15 protein-coding genes and 1 pseudogene are annotated in these 17,287 nt (G+C 73.3%); 12 read left to right on the top strand and 4 right to left on the bottom strand.

The window, feature by feature from the left end:
• Positions 1 to 15 precede the first annotated feature (15 nt).
• From rsgA to ACZ3UD_RS07945, 3 genes are all read right to left on the bottom strand, one after another.
• Positions 16 to 1,071 (bottom strand): ribosome small subunit-dependent GTPase A, encoded by a 1,056-nt coding sequence (rsgA, locus tag ACZ3UD_RS07955; RefSeq protein ID WP_465583588.1) that lies wholly within the window; start codon positions 1,069 to 1,071, stop codon positions 16 to 18.
• A 15-nt stretch (positions 1,072 to 1,086) separates the two neighbouring features.
• Positions 1,087 to 2,418, bottom strand: a complete 1,332-nt coding sequence (gene aroA / locus ACZ3UD_RS07950) for a 3-phosphoshikimate 1-carboxyvinyltransferase (protein ID WP_465583586.1) — start codon at positions 2,416 to 2,418, stop codon at positions 1,087 to 1,089.
• A gap of 94 nt (positions 2,419 to 2,512) precedes the next feature.
• Entirely contained in the window at positions 2,513 to 3,238 is a 726-nt protein-coding gene (locus ACZ3UD_RS07945) for a M50 family metallopeptidase (RefSeq protein ID WP_465583583.1), read from the bottom strand.
• A 138-nt stretch (positions 3,239 to 3,376) separates the two neighbouring features.
• Between ACZ3UD_RS07945 and ACZ3UD_RS07940 the strand changes: the two genes are divergently transcribed.
• The 10 genes and pseudogenes from ACZ3UD_RS07940 to ACZ3UD_RS07895 all read left to right on the top strand — a co-directional run bounded on the left by ACZ3UD_RS07940 (position 3,377) and on the right by ACZ3UD_RS07895 (position 14,127).
• Positions 3,377 to 4,129: an SOS response-associated peptidase gene (locus ACZ3UD_RS07940; protein WP_465583581.1), complete on the top strand. Its 753-nt coding sequence runs from the start codon at positions 3,377 to 3,379 to the stop codon at positions 4,127 to 4,129.
• A 62-nt stretch (positions 4,130 to 4,191) separates the two neighbouring features.
• Positions 4,192 to 4,842, top strand: a complete 651-nt coding sequence (locus ACZ3UD_RS07935) for an alpha/beta hydrolase family protein (protein WP_465583579.1) — start codon at positions 4,192 to 4,194, stop codon at positions 4,840 to 4,842.
• Positions 4,843 to 4,988: 146 nt separating this feature from the next.
• Positions 4,989 to 5,894 (top strand): sigma-70 family RNA polymerase sigma factor, encoded by a 906-nt coding sequence (locus ACZ3UD_RS07930; protein WP_465583577.1) that lies wholly within the window; start codon positions 4,989 to 4,991, stop codon positions 5,892 to 5,894.
• Positions 5,891 to 6,328, top strand: coding sequence for a mycothiol system anti-sigma-R factor (gene rsrA, locus ACZ3UD_RS07925; protein ID WP_465583574.1), 438 nt, complete (start codon positions 5,891 to 5,893; stop codon positions 6,326 to 6,328). The genes ACZ3UD_RS07930 and rsrA overlap by 4 nt, the downstream gene beginning before the upstream one ends.
• A gap of 365 nt (positions 6,329 to 6,693) precedes the next feature.
• Positions 6,694 to 8,127, top strand: a complete 1,434-nt coding sequence (locus tag ACZ3UD_RS07920) for an HD-GYP domain-containing protein (protein ID WP_465583572.1) — start codon at positions 6,694 to 6,696, stop codon at positions 8,125 to 8,127.
• Positions 8,128 to 8,273: 146 nt separating this feature from the next.
• The gene (locus ACZ3UD_RS07915; protein ID WP_465583569.1) at positions 8,274 to 9,563 is read left to right on the top strand and encodes an HD-GYP domain-containing protein; all 1,290 of its coding nucleotides are present in this window, start codon (positions 8,274 to 8,276) and stop codon (positions 9,561 to 9,563) included.
• Positions 9,564 to 9,841: 278 nt separating this feature from the next.
• On the top strand, positions 9,842 to 10,828 hold the full coding sequence (locus ACZ3UD_RS07910; RefSeq protein ID WP_465583566.1) for a tetratricopeptide repeat protein: 987 nt from the start codon (positions 9,842 to 9,844) through the stop codon (positions 10,826 to 10,828).
• A gap of 141 nt (positions 10,829 to 10,969) precedes the next feature.
• Positions 10,970 to 11,509: pseudogene (gene def, locus ACZ3UD_RS07905) on the top strand (peptide deformylase); the annotation flags it as partial.
• Positions 11,510 to 12,096: 587 nt separating this feature from the next.
• On the top strand, positions 12,097 to 12,876 hold the full coding sequence (locus ACZ3UD_RS07900) for a tRNA-dependent cyclodipeptide synthase (RefSeq protein ID WP_465583563.1): 780 nt from the start codon (positions 12,097 to 12,099) through the stop codon (positions 12,874 to 12,876).
• Positions 12,877 to 12,918: 42 nt separating this feature from the next.
• A complete protein-coding gene (locus ACZ3UD_RS07895; protein ID WP_465583561.1) occupies positions 12,919 to 14,127 on the top strand; it encodes a cytochrome P450 in 1,209 nt (402 codons plus the stop codon).
• Between the two features lie 151 nt (positions 14,128 to 14,278).
• On the opposite strand, the gene ACZ3UD_RS07890 is transcribed toward ACZ3UD_RS07895, so the two are convergent.
• Positions 14,279 to 15,322: a ferritin-like domain-containing protein gene (locus ACZ3UD_RS07890; RefSeq protein WP_465583558.1), complete on the bottom strand. Its 1,044-nt coding sequence runs from the start codon at positions 15,320 to 15,322 to the stop codon at positions 14,279 to 14,281.
• A gap of 373 nt (positions 15,323 to 15,695) precedes the next feature.
• Here ACZ3UD_RS07890 and ACZ3UD_RS07885 point away from each other — a divergent pair, with 373 nt between their 5' ends.
• Together ACZ3UD_RS07885 and ACZ3UD_RS07880 are read left to right on the top strand one after the other, a co-directional pair.
• The gene (locus tag ACZ3UD_RS07885) at positions 15,696 to 15,842 is read left to right on the top strand and encodes a DUF397 domain-containing protein (RefSeq protein ID WP_465583672.1); all 147 of its coding nucleotides are present in this window, start codon (positions 15,696 to 15,698) and stop codon (positions 15,840 to 15,842) included.
• A 281-nt stretch (positions 15,843 to 16,123) separates the two neighbouring features.
• Entirely contained in the window at positions 16,124 to 17,284 is a 1,161-nt protein-coding gene (locus ACZ3UD_RS07880; RefSeq protein WP_465583555.1) for a protein-L-isoaspartate O-methyltransferase family protein, read from the top strand.
• Positions 17,285 to 17,287: the final 3 nt, after the last annotated feature.

Raw genomic sequence — 17,287 nt, 5'->3', positions numbered from 1 at the left:
GAGACGGGCAGAGCCTCAGTCGCCGTCGCGGGACTCCTTGCTGGCCAGCAGACGGCGCAGCGAGTAGAGCCGGGCGCCCTCGGCGTGGCCCTCGGCGACCCAGGCGTCCAGGGCGCAGTCCGGTTCGTCGTGGCTGCACGCGCGCGGGCAGTCGACGGTGCCGGGCTCCAGGTCGGGGAAGGCGTGGATGACCCGGGACGGGTCGATGTGCGAGAGGCCGAAGGAGCGGAAGCCGGGCGTGTCGATCACCCAGCCGGAGTTGAGCGCCTTCTTGGAGCCCGCCTTGGCGCCGGGCGGTGGGGGCAGCCGCAGCGCGAGGGCGGAGACGGTGGTGTGCCGGCCGCGGCCGGTGACGGCGTTGACCTGGCCGGTCTGCCGCTGGCGGTCCGGGACGAGGGCGTTGACCAGGGTGGTCTTGCCGACGCCGGAGTGGCCGATGAACACCGTGGAGCGTCCGCGCAGGTGCGCGCGGACGGCCTCGGCGCCGGTGGTCTCCAGTTCGTCCCGGCGGGTGACGACGTAGGCGATGCCGAGCGGGGCGTAGGACTCCAGCAGCGGGGCGGCCGGGGCGAGGTCGGCCTTGGTGAGCACCAGCAGCGGTTCCATGCCCGCGTCGTAGGCGGCGACCAGGCAGCGGTCGATCAGCCGGGGGCGGGGCTCGGGGTCGGCCAGGGCGGTGACGATGGCCAGCTGCTCGGCGTTGGCGACGACGATCCGCTCGTACGGGTCGTCGTCGTCCGCGGTGCGCCGCAGCACGGAGCTGCGCTCCTCGACCCGCACGATCCGGGCGAGGGTGTCGGTGTCCCCGGAGAGGTCGCCGACCAGGCTGACGACGTCGCCGACGACGACGCCCTTGCGGCCCAGCTCGCGGGCCTTCATGGCGACGACCTGGTGCTCCTGCTTGGTGCCCGGGTCGACCAGGCAGGTGAGTCGGCCGCGGTCGACGGTCAGCACCATCGCCTCGGCGGCGTCCTCGTGCTTGGGCCGGATCCGGGTCCGCGGCCGGGAGCCCCGGCGGGCGGGGCGGTTGCGGATGTCGTCCTCGTCGGCGTCCTTGCCGTAGCGGCGCATGGCTTCAGTCTCCGCTCAGGCGTCCGCCGCCGCTCCGCCGAGCAGCTCCGACCACATCTTGGGGAAGTCGGGCAGGGTCTTGGCGGTGGTGGCCACGTTCTCCACCTCGACGCCGGGCACGGCGAGGCCGAGCACCGCGGCGGCGGTGGCCAGGCGGTGGTCCTCGTAGGTGTGGAAGACGCCGCCGTGCAGCGGGCGCGGGCGGATTCGCAGGCCGTCCTCGGTCTCGCTGACGTCGCCGCCGAGGTCGTTGATCTCCTTGGCGAGCGCGGCGAGCCGGTCGGTCTCGTGCAGGCGCAGGTGGGCGATGCCGTACAGATGGGACTCGGAGTCGGCGAGGGCGGCGACGGCGGCGATCACCGGGGTGAGCTCGCCGACGTCGTGCAGGTCGGCCTCGATGCCGTGGATCCGGCCGGTGCCGGTGAACTGCAGGCCCTCGTCGGTGAACTCGCAGGCGCCGCCCATCCGGGTGTAGAGGTCGCGCAGCTGGTCGCCGGGCTGGGTGGTGTGCTTGGGCCAGTCGCGGACGGTGACCCGGCCGCCGGTGACCAGGGCGGCGGCGAAGAACGGCGCGGCGTTGGACAGGTCGGGCTCGACCACCAGGTCGCGGCCGAGCAGGGCGCCGGGGGTGACCCGCCAGACGTCCTTCTCGCCGCCGTCCTCGGGGGCGTCGACCTGGGCGCCGGCCAGGCGCAGCATCTCGACGGTCATCCGGATGTGCGGCAGGGAGGGGACGGGGCCGCCGACGTGCCGGACCTCGACGCCGTGGTTGTAGCGGGCGCCGGAGAGCAGCAGGGCGGAGACGAACTGGGACGAGGAGGAGGCGTCCAGTTCGACCGGGCCGCCGTCGAGGCCGCCGGTGCCGTGGACGGTGAGCGGGAACGTGCCGCGGCCGTCGTCCTCGATGCGGGCGCCGAGCGCGCGCAGGGCGTTGATCACGCCGTGCTGGGGGCGCTCGTGGCTGCGCGGGTCGCCGTCGAAGTGGACGGGGCCGTCGGCGAGGGCGGCGAGCGGGGGCAGGAAGCGCATCACGGTGCCGGCGTTGCCGACGTCGACGTTGGCGGGGCCGCGCAGGACGGGGGCGGGGATGACCCGCCAGGCCTCGCCGCCGCCGGTGCCGCCGGAGTCGTTGTTGACCTTCTCCTCGATGGTGACCCCGAGGGCGCGCAGGCCGTCGGCCATCAGCTGGGAGTCGCGGCTGCGCAGCGGGCGGCGCACCCAGCCGGGTCCGTCGGCGAGTGCCGCCAGCACCAGGGCCCGGTTGGTGACCGACTTGGAGCCGGGGATGGTGACGGTGGCGTCGACGGGGGCGGTGGCGACGGGGGCGGGCCACAGGGTCTCGGTCATGGAGGCCAGTCTAGGGGCCGTACCGGAACGGCCCCGGTCGGTGGCCGCATGGCGGTACTCGCCCGCCCACGCCCCGGGCGGGTGGGCGCGGCGGTCAGTGCAGGGGCTGGAGCAGCCAGGTGGCGCCGAGGGCGAGGCAGGCGAGGGCGACGAGCAGGAAGACGGTGACCCAGGCGAGGGCGGGGACGTGGGTGAGCCGGGCGAGCTGGTCGGCGTCGGAGTCGCGGGCCCAGCCGATGCGGCGCTGGTGCTGGAGTTCCAGGACGGGGCGCACCGCGCCGACGAGCAGGAACCAGCAGCCGAGGTAGGCGAAGCCGGCCTGGACCTGGGCGCTGCCGAACCAGGAGACCAGGAAGAAGGCGCCGCCGGCGACCAGGACGGTGAACAGGCCGAAGGCGTTGCGCACGCGGATGAGCAGGGCCAGCAGCAGGGCGATGGCGAGCCACAGCAGCAGGGTGATCCGGTCGGCGGCGAGCAGGGCGGCGCAGCCGAGGCCGAGCAGGGCGGGGGCGGTGTAGCCGGCGGCGGCGGTGAGGACCATGCCGGGGCCGGTGGGGCGGCCGTAGGAGAGGGTGAGGCCGGAGGTGTCGGAGTGCAGCCGGATGCCGGCGAGTTTGCGGCCGGTGGCGAGCGCGGCGAGGCCGTGGCCGCCTTCGTGGGCGATGGTGACGGCGTTGCGGGCGACGTGCCAGAGCGGGCGGGCGAGGACGGTGAGCAGGGCGGCGGCGCCGGTGGCCAGGACGAGCCAGCCGGGAGGGGCGGCCTGGGTGCCGGTGACCTGGTCCCACAGGGCGCCGAGGTTCTGGTCGTTGGCGTTCATCGGGGGGTCTGCGCCTCCGTTCGCTGCGTTGGGCCGTTCGGGGCAGCCTCCCATGCGGGGACGGGCGGGCGGGAACGGGCGGTTCCGGCCGGGGGATGAGGAAGTGGTGAGAAGGGGCGGCATGGCAAGCTGGCCCGCATGTGCGGTCGCTTCGCAGCCAGCAGCAAGCCCGAGGACATCGTCGAGCTGTTCGACGTGGAGTACTGGGATCCCGAGGAAACCCTGGACCCGAACTGGAACGTGGCGCCGACCAACAGCGCGTTCGTGGTGCTGGAGCGGCTGTCCGAGGAGCGGCCGCGGCCGCTGCGCCAGCTGCGGGCGCTGCGCTGGGGGCTGGTGCCGCCGTGGTCGGACTCCGCCGGGACGGCGGTGAAGATGATCAACGCCCGGTCGGACACGGTGCACGAGAAGCCGGCGTACCGGCAGGCCTTCGCCTCGCGGCGGTGCATCCTGCCGGTGGACGGCTACTACGAGTGGCAGACGGTGCCGGGCGAGCGGGGCAAGGCGCGCAAGAAGCCGTTCTTCGTCTCCCGGGCGGACGGTGGCCCGCTGGCGCTGGCCGGGTTGTACGAGTTCTGGCGCGACCGGGCGGTGCCGCCGCGGCATCCGCAGGCCTGGCTGGTGACGTTCACGATCGTCACCACGGACGCCGAGGAGTCGCTGGCGCCGATCCACGAGCGGATGCCGCTGTTCCTCGACCGGGAGTCCTGGGGCGAGTGGCTGGACCCGCGGCTGAGCGACCCGGACCGGCTGCGCCGGCTGCTGATACCCCCGCCGCCCGGCGCGCTGCTGGCCACCCCGGTGTCCCCGGCGGTCGGCAGCATCCGCAACAACGGCCCGGAGCTCAAGGAGCCGTGGGTCGAGGCCGAGTACGAGACCACCCTGTTCTGACGTTTCCCGGACTCGCGTCCCGGATCCACGTCCTTGGATTCAAGCCGGCTGGAGCCGCCGAGATGACCACCTCCGAACTCGTTGCCACCGGGGCCGGCGAGGCCCGGATCACCTACCACCGGGCGGCCGCCCCGAGGGCCGTGCTGGCGCTGGGGCACGGCGCCGGCGGCGGGGCCGGCGGCGGGGCCGGGGCGCCGGACCTGGTGGCGCTGGCCGAGCGGCTGCCGCCGCGCGGGATCACCGTGGTGCTGGTCGAGCAGCCGTGGCGGGTGGCGGGCAGGAAGCTGGGCCCCGCGCCGAAGACCCTGGACCTGGGCTGGCGGCCGGTGGCGGAGCGGCTGGCCGGGCGGGGGGTGCCGCTGGTGGTCGGCGGGCGCAGCGCCGGGGCGCGGGTGGCGTGCCGTACGGGGGCGTCGACCGGGGCGGTGGGGGTGGTGGCGCTGGCGTTTCCGCTGCACCCGCCGGGCAGGCCGGAGAAGAGCCGGGCGCAGGAGCTGCTGGAGTCGGGGTTGCCGACGCTGGTGGTGCAGGGCACGGCGGATCCGTTCGGCGGGCCGGCGGAGTTCCCGGAGCTGCCGCGGGGGCACGAGCTGGTGGAGGTGCCGTACGGCGGTCACGGGTTCGCGGTGCCCAAGCGGGCGCCGGTCGGGGAGGACGAGGTGCTGGGGCTGATCTGCTCGGCGGTGGGGGACTGGGTGTTGCGGCTGGTGTGAGCGGGGCGTCGCCCGGGGTGGCCGTGACCAGGGAGTTCGCGATCGCTCACTCGTGCGAGTGGACGGTGCGCGCGGGCGGGAATGCGGGCGGGGCCCGGGTGGTTGTCGTGTCCGTCAGCACGAGTCACCGGTGAGAGGCAGGGCAGATGGGTTCGATCGCGTGCCCCGAACGGCCTGAGGAGCGCGAGGCCACCACGGCGTTCGCCCCCTCCTGGTCGGAGTGGCTCGACGCGGGCGAGAAGCCCGTCAGCCCGATATCCTCCATTTCTGGGCGGCCCGCCGTGGGTCGTTCCCGTCATGCCGAGGAGGTGGGTCCGGTCGTCGGGACCGAGCACGAGGCCGAGCCGGGCCGTGGCCCGGACGAGGCCCTGCCTGCGGACGAGGCGCTCACCGGGGAGGAGCTGGCCGAGGCGATCGGCGAGGACACCTTCCGGGTGTCGGCGGAGGAGACCGAGGAGGCCCGGCGGGAGCGTTTCGAGCGCGACGCCCTGGGCTACCTGGATCCGATGTACTCGGCGGCGCTGCGCATGACGCGCAACCCGGCGGATGCGGAGGACCTGCTCCAGGAGGCGTTCGCCAAGGCGTACGCGTCCTTCCACCAGTTCCGTGAGGGCACGAACCTTAAGGCCTGGCTGTACCGCATCCTCACCAACACGTTCATCAACTCGTACCGCAAGAAGCAGCGGGAGCCCCAGCGCACCGCGGCGGAGGAGATCGAGGACTGGCAGCTGGCCCGGGCCGAGTCGCACATGTCGACCGGTCTGCGCTCGGCCGAGACCCAGGCGCTCGACCACCTCCCCGACAGCGATGTGAAGGACGCGCTCCAGGCCATTCCGGAGGAATTCCGGATCGCCGTCTATCTCGCGGACGTAGAAGGCTTTGCGTACAAGGAGATCGCGGACATCATGGGTACTCCCATCGGTACGGTGATGTCCCGGCTGCACCGCGGCCGCCGGCAGCTGCGCGGCATGCTGGAGGACTACGCCCGTGAGCGCGGGCTGGTCCCGGCCGGCAGCGGGGCAGGGCAGGAAGCGAAGGGCTCGGGCTCATGAGCTGCGGCGATCCGCACGAAACGGAGTGTGGCGAGGTCCTCGACCACCTCTATGAATTCCTCGACAACGAGATGCCCGAGGGGGATTGCGCCAAGCTGCGCGTGCACTTCGAGGAGTGCTCGCCGTGCCTGAAGCAGTACGGGCTGGAGCAGGCGATCAAGGCGCTGATCAAGCGTTCCTGTGGCTGCGACGACACCCCGACCGACCTGCGCGGCAAGGTGCTGGCGAGGATCGACTCGATCCGGGCCGGGCAGCGCTCGGGTGAGCCGGTGGTGGTCGCCGCGGAGACCTCGGTCGAGGTGCACACCGAGTCCGCCCGTCCGGCACCGACCATGACGAAGGCGCAGGCCCAGGCGCAGGCGCGGGAGGGCGCGGCCGAGGAGCCGGCCGTGCGCCCCGGTGCGCCGGTCGAGGCCGGCGCCCCGGCGGAGTGAGCGGCCGGTCGGTGCGCGGCTACGCGGCCGCCGACCGGGCGCGGTAGTGCGCCGGCCCGTCGATGAGGGGGCGGCCCGGCGGTTCGGGCAAGGAGTTTCAGCGGCCCCGGGAGCGTGCGCTCCCGGGGCCGCTCCCGTTCTGCTCGCATGCGCCGTCACTCGTTCGAGTGAGTTGGCGGTGCGCCAACTGCGCCATCGCGCGATCATGCGTCCCCGCGCCCGGACGGCGGCCTATCCTCCTGACGGACGCTCACCGTCGGTACCCCCGGCGCGCTGAGGCAAACACGGGCCCGGACGGCGGGGAGGTCGAGATCGCTACCGACAGTGGAGGCGCGACCCTGCCGCAGGGGGCGGCGCGCTACCTGGTGGCCGTCCCGGTGGCGGCGCTGTGCTGCCTGCTGCCGTTGCTGCCGCAGGCCGTGCCCCCCGGGATGCCGCGCTGGCTCGGCCACCCGGTGGACTGGCCCAAGGTCGGACTGCTGGCCTTCCTGCACGGCTGCTGGGAGTCGCTCGCCCAGGGCCTGCCCAGCCCCTGCTCGCTCCTGGTGCGCCGGTTGCTGCGCCGCCCCGCGCCCAGCGAGCGCGCCCCCGCCCGGCCCGGGGTGAACGCCTTCTTCCCGGTGCTGTTCGCCGGGGTGCTGATGCTCCCGCCGGCCGCCGCCGCCCTGGTCGCCGCCCCTGCCGCGCTGCTCGGCGGCCCGACCGGGCCCGGCTGCCGCCGGCGCCAGCTGTTCAACGGCTCACAGCTCGCGCTGTGCGCCTTCGCCTCCTCCGTCGCCTTCCACCTGCTGCGCGGCCCCCAGCTGCTGCTCGGCTCTCGCTTCCCGGCCGCACTCGTGCCCGGCTTCGTCGCCGTCGCCACGTTCTGCCTGGTCAACGGGGCGGTGGTGGGGGTGATGGTGATGCTCAGCGAGGGCCGCGGGGCCGGGGTGGTGCTGCGCGGGGCCCGCTCGGTGTGCGGGCTGCCGGTGCTGGTGCACGCGGCCGGCGGACTGATGGTCTCGGTGCTCTGGCAGGGCCCGTACGGGGCGTTCGCCGCGCTGCTGGCGCTGCTGCCACTGTCCATCTCCGCCTGGGTGTTCGCCCAGGGCCAGCGCGAGCGGGACGCCCACCAGGCCACCGTGCAGTCGCTGGTGCAGGCCGTGGAGATCAAGGACGCGTATACCCGCGGGCACAGTGAACGGGTCGGCCGGGCCTCGGTGCTGATCGCCACTCAGCTCGGCATGGAGGCCGAGCGGCTGCGCACCCTGCGCTTCGCCGGGATCCTGCACGACGTCGGCAAGCTGGGGGTGGCCACCGAGCTGCTGCGCAGAAACGGTCCCCTCAGCGAGGACGAACGCCGGGCCGTGGAGGTCCACCCGGTGTACGGGTACGAGCTGGTGCGCGGGATCGACTTCCTCGGCGAGGCGCACGCCGGGATCCTGCACCACCACGAGCGGATGGACGGGCGCGGCTACCCAAGCGGGCTGGCCGGCGAGCAGATCCCCGAGTTCGCCCGGATCATTTCGGTCGCCGATGCCTTCGACTCGATGACCTCCACCCGCTCCTACCGGCGCGGGCGCCCGGTCACCGAGGCGGTGGCCGAGCTGGAGCGCTGCTCGGGCAGCCAGTTCGACCCGGTGATGGTGCGCGCTCTGATCGACGCGCTGGCCGCGCACGACTGGCAGCCGGTGGTGCACTCCGAGGACTGCGTACGGGCCGTCCCGGACATCCCGCTCGGGGTGCCCGAGCCGGTGCGGTCCGCGCCCGGCCGGGTGCCCGCCCAGGGCGGGAGCGTCCCCGCGGCCGGGCAGCCGTGACGGGCCCCGGCCCGGCCGGCTCCGGCCGTACGGGGCCCGGTCGTGCGACGTACGGCCGTAAGGGGCTCGGTCGAGCGACGTCCGCCCGGCCGGACTCCGGCCGGACGACGCCGGGTCGTGCGGCCCGCGGGCGCACCGCCCGCGCGGTGCACACGGCCGCCGCCGTGCTGCTGGCGCTCGCGCTCGGCGCGGTCGCGCAGCGCGGGGTCGCGGAGCCGGGGGTCGCGCTGGCGTTCACCGCGCTGATCGCGCTCGGCGAGTGCGTCCGGATCACCCTTCCGGGTGATCGCGAGCAGGCGCCCATCGGCGCGGCCGGCGCGCTGGCGTACGCCCTGCTCGGGCCGCTGCGCGGGGTGCCGACCGCACACGGCACGCTCCAGGTGGTCGCCGTGACCGGGGCCGGCCTGCTGCTGGCCTGGCTGCCCGGCCTCGCCCTGCCGCACCGCCCCGAGCGCCCGCACCGGCGCCCGCCCTGGGCCGACCCGGCCCGCCGGGACGGCGCCGCCCGTCGGCTGCTCGCGGTCGGCTTCGCCGCCGCCGTCTTCCAGCCGCTGTACAACGGCGGCCTGGTCGACCGCTTCTCGCCCGAGGGCCCGGCCTACGGGGCGTTCCTGACCGTCGTCGCCGCGCTGGCCGCGCTCTGCGACGCCACCCTGGCGGCACTGCTGCGCTGCGACTCGGCGGGCCCCGAGAGCGGCCTGCGGCTCCCGGCGGCGCTGGAGGACGAGCTGCGCTCGCTGTTCGGGATCGGCTCGGCGATCGTCGCCACCGGGATGCTGGTCAGCCTCGCGGCCGGCGAGGTGGGGCTGTGGGCGCTGCCGCTGTTCTGCACCCCGCTGCTGCTCGCCCAGGTGTCCTTCCGGCGGGCCGCCGCGGTGCGGGCCGCCACCGGGCAGACCATCGCGAGCCTGGCCCGGGCCACCGAGGTGGCCGGCTACACCCCGCACGGGCACGCGCGCCGGGTCGCGGACACGGCGTGCGCGCTCGGCCGCGAGCTGGGGCTGGGCACCCGGGAGCTCGCCCTGCTGGAGTACGCGGCGCTGATGCACGACGTCGGCCAGCTGTCCCTGGTCGAGCCCGTACCGGACGGTGCCACCGCGCTGCTGCCCTGCGACGAGCAGCAGCGCATCGCCCGCCTCGGCAGCGAGGTGATCAGCCGCACCGGGGTACCCCGGCGGGTCGCCGAGCAGGTCGCCCGGCTGGCCGATCCCTTCCCCGGGCCGGTCGGCGGCGAGGGCCCGGCGCCCCTGGCGGCCCGGATCATCCGGGTCGCCAACGCCCACGACGACCTGCTGACCACGGCCCGCGGCCGGGGCGTCGGCGAGGCGGTGGGGCGGCTGGAGGCGCTGGAGGTGCTGCGGCTGGGCCGCGGCCGGGTCTACGACGCCCGGGTGGTGGACGCCCTGGCCCGGGTCGGCGGGCAGGTGCGCGGCTGAGCCCGTCCCGTCCGCAACCGTCCCGTTCGTGGATCGAGGCCCGCTCGGCCTCGGGGCGGGCCCGTGCGTCCAGGGGTTGAGGAGGCGCGCTCCGGCGGGCAGGCTGGGGAGGGGCGGGCCCCAACCTCGGCGGTGGGGAGCGCGGGTGGGGGCGGGCGTGGTTGGATGCGGTCGTAGCGTGGAACACCGACCCGGGGCACCGGGCCCCGGACCCCGTCGTGGACGGGACGGGCCCGTCGGCTACGGGACTTGAGCGGACGACGACGGCAGGGACGAACGTGAGGATCTTCCACCGGGCACGGCACCGGCCGTCCGCCACCTGGCGGCAGACGACCGATCGGGCCTTCACGCTGATCGGCGACGGCCGCTACGAGGACGCCGGCGCCCTGCTGGTGATGGCCGCCGACCTGGAGCCCTGGCTGTCCGACTCCTGGTTCAACCTCGCCCTGCTGCACAAGTTCCGCCGGGACTGGGAGCAGGCCCGCTCGGCCGGCCTGCGCGCCGTCGCCCTGCTGGACCGCGAGCACGGTGCCCCCGACTGGTGGAACCTCGGCATCACCGCCACCGCCCTGCAGGACTGGCCGCTGGCCCGCCGCGCCTGGCAGGCGTACGGGCTCAAGCTGCCCGGCGGCCCCGGCGTGGACGGTCCGGTCAGCCTGGACCTCGGTACCACCCCGGTGCGGCTGTCCCCGGACGGCGAGTCCGAGGTGGTGTGGGGCCGGCGCCTGGACCCGGCCCGGATCGAGGTGCTGTCCATCCCGCTGCCCTCCTCCGGCCGCCGCTGGGGCGAGGTGGTGCTGCACGACGGCGCCCCGCACGGCGAGCGGGTCACCGACGGCGTGGCCTACCCGGTGTTCGACGAGATCGAGCTGTGGGCGCCCTCCCCGGTGCCGACCTACGTGGTGCTGCTGCAGGCCGCCACTTCCGGCGACCGGGACGCCCTGGAGCGGCTGGTCGCCGAGGCCGGCTACGCCGCCGAGGACTGGACCTCCTCGGTGCGGCTGCTGTGCCGGGCCTGCTCGGAGAGCCGGATGGCCTCCGACGACGGCATCGTCGCCCACCACGACCCGCACGACGACGGCGACGCCGCCCACCCCGGCCACCTCAGCCACCTCAGCCAGGGCGGCGCCGCCGGGATGTCCTGGCTGGTCGAGCGCGAGTGCGGGATCGCCGCCCCGGCGAACCTGGTCCGCACCCTGCTGGACCGCTGGGTCGCGGCCGCCCCGGGAACCCGGGCTTACCGGGATCTCGAAGAAGTGTGCTGAGTACCCTGGTGAGGTACGCGTAGACCTATGGAAGCGGAAGACATGGCGGAGCAGCACGACCACGAGCACGAGCACGACGTGGAGGGGGCGGCGCCCGAGGCACCGACCAAGGTGATCGGTGAGGAGCCCGACCTCACCAAGGGCACCGCGCGTCCGATCACCGTCGTGGGCAACCCGGTGCTGCACCGCGAGGTCAAGGACGTCACCGCCTTCGACGGCGAACTGTCCGCGCTGATCGACGACATGTTCCAGTCGATGTACGCCGCCGAGGGCGTGGGTCTCGCCGCCAACCAGATCGGCGTGGACCTCAAGGTCTTCGTCTACGACTGCCCGGACGACGAGGGCGTGCGCCACATCGGCCACGTGATCAACCCGACGCTGGAGGAGTACCCGGCCGACCGCCGCCGGGTGCTCGACGACGGCAACGAGGGCTGCCTGTCCGTCCCGACCGCCTACGCCGAACTGCCGCGCCCGGACTACGCGGCGGTCACCGGAGTCGACAAGGACGGCACGCCGATCCGGGTCGAGGGCACCGGCTTCTTCGCCCGCTGCCTCCAGCACGAGACCGACCACCTGTACGGCACCCTCTACATCGACAAGCTGTCGAAGCGGGACCGCAAGGACGCCCTGCGCCAGATGGCCGAGGGCACCGCGCGCTACGCGACCGTGCCGAACGAGTAAGAGCCGAGTAGTAGCAGCAGCAGTAGTCGGCGAAGGCCGGTGCGGATCTCCCGCACCGGCCTTCGGTGCATTGTGGGGCCGGCGGGATCCTCCAGTGGCCCGCCTCCTGTCCTGACCGATCCTGTCCTGACCGAGTTCCCGGCCCGGAAATCAGCTGCCGCCGGGGCGGGGGGCGGGGTCGGCTCGTCCAAAACAATTCCCTTTTATCCGGGGGATGTTGGAGGATTTCACACTGGTGCGGGAGACTGCCCGGGCGATATCCGGCAGTCGCCGGGGAATCTTCGTGAACACACCCCTGGGCGGTTGTACATGTGGATTCCGGCCGCTCGGTGATCACATTTCGCCAACCCCCGTGCGGGGCTTGCGGAGATCCCGAAGAGCGGCGGTAACTTCATGTGGTCGCAGCCCCACCATGCGCACACGGCATCCCGAGGCCGGGCCGCCTGACCAGGCGCGCTACCTCCACCGTGGTGAGCACTCCGGTACCTCCGGGTGAACTCCGCCCACCCGCCGCGCATTTCTGCGAATCCCCCCGCATCACCATGAACACCTTTTCCGTGACCACTGCTTCGATGTGGAGGCAAGGCATGCGCGACGCCCTCCGAGGCGAACGCCCGATAGTGACTCCGTCGGGCGGATATGAGGCACTTCCGTACTCCCCGCGCTGCCAGGAGATCTGGCGGCGCGGGGACCACCTGCTCATCGGTGTCAGCCCCGGCAACAGCTATTTCAGTGCCCGGCGGGTCACCGAACTCATCGGGTGGGGGCGGGAGTTCTTCGAAAGGATCGACATCGTCTACGCGGACCTGTTCGTCGGCACCCAGTACGAGACCTTCGGCTACACCCCGGAACACGCCGAGCGCCGGGCCCTCAAGGAGGTCAAGGCGACCGCGCGCCGGATCGAGCGGGGCGTCGAGGATGCCGCCCGCCAAGGCGACGTCCGGGTGCACGCCCTCTCCTCCTTCGCCGGTGACCAGGCCTACCGGCGGCTGCACCGGCAGGCCGTCGACGCCCTCCGGACCGACCGGGAGTTCCGCGAGGCCGCCGAGGGCATGGCCCGTGGCTTCCTCGCCGCCCGGCTGGACGAGGGCCTCGCCCCCAGCGAACCCCAACTCGCCGCCGGGCTCCGGTACATCGCCGCCGAACTGCCGTTCTTCCTGAACACCCCGGCCCTGCTCGGCGTGCGCTCCTCCGTCAGCTGCTACCACCTGCAACTCCCGCTCACCCCTGTCCTGTTCGGACGGGACGAAGGACTGCGTGCCGCACCGGGCCAGGCCTACGCGGTGATCCGCCCGGCCGCACCGCGGCCCGCTACGACCGCGCCCGGCCCCGCTGCCGACGCCGCCGTGCCCGTCCGCGCCGCGTAGCCGAGCCGTTCGGACCGCGAACTTCCCCAAGGAGACACGCCCATGACCGTTCCCCACCCGCCGACTACCGACATCGCCTTCCCGCTCTCCCGGCGAGGCGACGTCCTCCCCGTCGAGGTGAACCGACTGCGAGAGGAAGCGCCGATCGCCGAAGTCCGTACCCTGACCGGCGATCCGGCCTGGTTGATCAGCAGCTACGCGCTGGCCGAACAGGTGCTGGAGGACGAGCGGTTCAGCCTCAAGGACACCGCCAACCCCGGTGTCCCCCGCCAGTACGCGCTGACCGTCCCGCCGGAGGTGGTCAACAACATGGGCAACATCAACAGCGCCGGGCTGCGCAACGCCGTCATGAAGACCCTCTCCCCGCGAGCCGACCGCGAACTCGACGGCTGGCTCCACGCCGAGGCCCACCGGCTGATCGACGAGATCGTCGCCCAGGGCGCCCCCGGCGAACTCCGGGACGGTTTCACCGACCCCTACTCCGCCGCACTGCACTGCCGGCTGCTCGGCATCCCGGCCGACGACTGGCGGCGGCTGATGGCCGGCATCGACGTCGCCTTCCTCACCAGCCCGGTGCCCTTCGCCGGCTCGACCCCCAACTGGTACAAGGACCTCGACTACATGCTCGGGCGGCTCAACGCCGACCCGGAACCGGTGGACGGCCTGCTCGGCCGGTTCGCCGCGCTGCGCCGCTCCCCGGACGTCTCCGACCGGGTCGGCGACGAGCTGCTCGCCACCGTCGCACTGTCGCTGTTCGGTGCGGGCGCGGTGTCGACCTCGTCCTTCCTGCTGAACGCGATCATCTACCTGTGCGAGCAGCCCGAACTCGCCGACCGGCTCCGGCGGGAGCCGGCGCTGATCGGGCGCGCGGTGGACGAGTTGCTGCGGGTGAACCTGTCGATCGGCGACGCCCTGCCGCGGCTCGCGCTCGCGGACGTGCAGGTGGGCGACGTGCTGGTGAAGGAGGGCGAGCTCGTGCTCGTCCTGGTCGAGGGCGCCAACTACGACCCGGCGGTCTTTCCTGACCCGGAGCGGATCGACTTCGACCGGCCGAGCAACCCGCACCTCGCGTTCGGTGCGGGCCGCCACTTCTGCCCGGCCTCGGCGCTCGGCCGCACGCACGCCGAGATCGCCGTCGCCGCGCTCGTCGAGCGGCTGCCGGGGCTGCGGCTCGCCCTTCCGGCCGAACAGCTGGCCTGGCGGCCGGGGTTCATCAAGCGGCTGCCGGAGCGGCTGCCGGTGGTGTGGTGAGCGGACCGGCGGTAGTCACGTCGGCTTCCCGGCGTCCTGCGCACGCCTAGCGGCGCAGGTGCGGCAGCCCCCGGCCGGTGCGAACGCCGGCCGGGGGCCGGGGAGTTCGGGGCCGGTGCGGATCTTCCGTACCGGCCTTCGCGCTGTCCGGCTACACGAGGAGCCACTCGGGGCCGTAGGTGGAGCCGGGGTCGGCGGGGAGCTTGACGACCTCGATCTGCTGGGCCGTGGCGCGCATCTGGAACATCAGGCCGATCGCGGTGCCGATCGCGGACGGGTCGTCGCTCCAGGCCTTTTCGAGGGCGCGCAGCATGTCGCTGTACTGCTGGTTGAAGGCGTCCAGGAGCTTGGCGGTGGGCTGGTCGGGCGAGTTGGGGTCGCCCGTGCGGGGCCAGCCGCCCTTGGGCACCCGGGCGACCGGGAAGGTGTCCGGCAGCGGGACGTCGTCTCCGGTGAACTCGAACTTCTGGGTCATGTCGTTGAAGACGAGCTTCTTGCCGACGGCGATCTCCTTGAAGGCGTAGTAGTGGGCGAGTTCGCCCGGGGCGCTGGGGAAGGGGTCCTCCGGGGAGGCGGTGGTCCCCTCGCCCTGGGCCTGGATGATGTTGATCGCCTTCAGTACGTCGTCGATGGTGTTCATCGCGGTGATGTTGCGGTTCGGCCCGGGCGAGGAGGTCACCTGCCGCTGACCGGTGAGGAGGTGGGCGAACGTGGGGAAGACGTTGGCGATGCGCTGGTAGAAGGCGCCGATGGTGTTGCCGTCGGCCGCGAAGGCGAGCGGGTTCTCGGGCTTCTCGATGTCGGAGAAGAGCTTGGCCGAGTCGCGGCTCAACCCGCTGAGGTAGACCGTCAGCCCGGGATTCACGCCGCCGGGAAGCTCGCCCGGGTACTTCGGGACGGTGAGCGGGTTGGTGAGGACGACCGTGCCGCCGATGCTGGTGAGCATGTTGCAGACCAGCCCGAAGTGGTACATCTCGTCGAGGATGATCTCGTGGATGGTGTGACGGACCGGCTTGCTGTTGTCCGGGTCGGTGATCGACCAGAGGGCGGTGGCGTAGGGCGCGATGGTCGACACCTCCAGCATGATCGCCCGCTGGAGGGCGTCCTTGAGCTCCTGTTCGGTCCACTCCTCCTCCGCCATGCTCATGAGCTGGACGATGGCGTCGCTCTCGTAGTCGAGGATTCCGGTCGTCACGGGGTGCCCCTTTCGTTCGGCTGTGGGCCGGACGGTAACCGGGTGTCGGTCGTGTACGGATGCGGTGTGCCGGTGTGGCCCGGGAGTTCATTCGGACGGGCGGCGCGCGGTGCCGTCACCGCCCGCCCGGGGTGAACGGCGGGCCGGGCGGGGGAGTTGGCCGCTACCGAGGGGGTGCGTCCAGGGCGGGGGCGACGGCGTCGCGCGGGGACAGGGGAGTTCAGGGGTGGTGGGTGGTGATGGTGATGGGGTGGGCGGTCTAGTCGGTCATGTCGCCGACGTAGAGGGTGGTGCTCCAGCTGCCGCCCCGGTCGAGACAGCGGGCGACGCCCTGGCCGCCGGCGGGGCCGATGCAGATGCGGATGAAGTCGCGGTGGGCCTCGCGGATGGGGAGCGTGCGGTCGGCCTTGTGCCGGTCCGTGACTCGAAGGACCCTGGCGGGCCGACTCTGCTCTTCCCGGCTGATGCTTGGGCTTCGCTCGTCGCGGGGGTCAAGTCCGGCGAGTTTCCGACCGATTGAAACAACAGAGGTGCCCCGCACGGGCTGTGGCCGTGCGGGGCGTCGTCATCTGAACCAGCGCGCACCTCGGAATTGCACGCCCCGGGTGAGTCTCTGCGCTTCTACCGTTGCCCATCGGTGCCAGGCAACGATGGGCAACCGGACGTGTTCTGCACCCGAAGGGAGCGCAGTATGGGTGAGCACGAGAAGCCGCCGCCGGACCCGGGCCAGGGGACCCCACCGCCGGGCAATGCCGACGGGCAGGTCCCGCCCCCGCCGCCGAGCGATGGAAAGCACAAGAAGTGAGCGGCGACCTGGCTGACCGCCGCACGCGGCTGGACGCGGTGATGGAGCAGCGCGCGGCCTGGCCGGCCGATTCGCCGTGGTTGCGGGAAGCCATGGCCGTGCTGCCTCGCGACGCGTTCGCGCCGGATCGGCTCTGGCGTTGGGACGGCCACCGCTACGTGCCGCTCGACCGGGCGACCGATCCGGCCGGGTGGGCGGACGAGGTGTACGCCGGCCCGGATGCGGCGGCGGTCACCCAGGTCACCGCCGGGCTTCCGTCATCGAGCCTCTCGGCGCCCGCTGTGGTCGCCGACATGCTGGACAGCCTGAGGCTGGAGCCCGGCCACACGGTGTGGGACATCGGCACTGGCCAGGGGTGGAGCTGTGCGCTTGCCGCGTGGCGCGCCGGGCCCGGCTTGGTCGTCTCCACGGAGATCGATGAAGACCTCGTGGTGTCCGCCCGCCGACGGCTCGGCGCCACCGGGGTTGATGCCGAAACGCTCGTGGGCAACGGCACCAGCAGTGTGCCGCCCGGCGGCCCGTTCGACCGGATCCATGCGACCTACGCGGTCGAGACCGTTCCGTACGCGTGGATCAAGGCCGCCAGACCGGGCGGTCGGATCGTCTACCCCTGGGGACGGCTTGGCCACGTGGCGCTCACAGTGGCCCCCGACGGCTACAGCGCGAGCGGTTGGGTGCAGGGGCTTGGACAGTTCATGGCTGACCGGTCTGGCCCAGTCTGGGTGCCGACCGGCTACACGAAAGTGCGTGGCACCGGCGGCCCTGACACCGAGCGGCTCATCGAATGCGACCTCGCCCCGCTCGCCGACGACTGGGACCTGCGTTTCGCGGTGCGCGTCGCCGTTCCGGACGCCATCCTGATCACCAGCCGGGACGAGGACGGCGTCAACGCCTGGATCCACGACGGCAACGCGTCGTGGGCGGCGCTGTCCGCGCGTGGCGACGGCAGCACCGTGCTGCACCAAGGCGGCCCGCAGCGCATCGGCGACGAACTGCTGACTGCCTGGTCGCAGTGGGAGGCTCACGGCCGCCCGACGCCGTACGACTACGGGATCACCGTCACGCCGGAGCAGCAGTGGGCGTGGCTGCGCGATGAGGACGGGCCGAGCTGGCCCATCGGAGAAGCGGGGGAGCGCCGAGCGGCGCTCCCCCGCTGAACC

It is taken from the genome of Kitasatospora sp. NPDC023118 (assembly GCF_055560875.1).
Note: the sequence above shows the minus strand (reverse complement) of the source record. Positions and strands in the feature narration are given on the sequence as shown.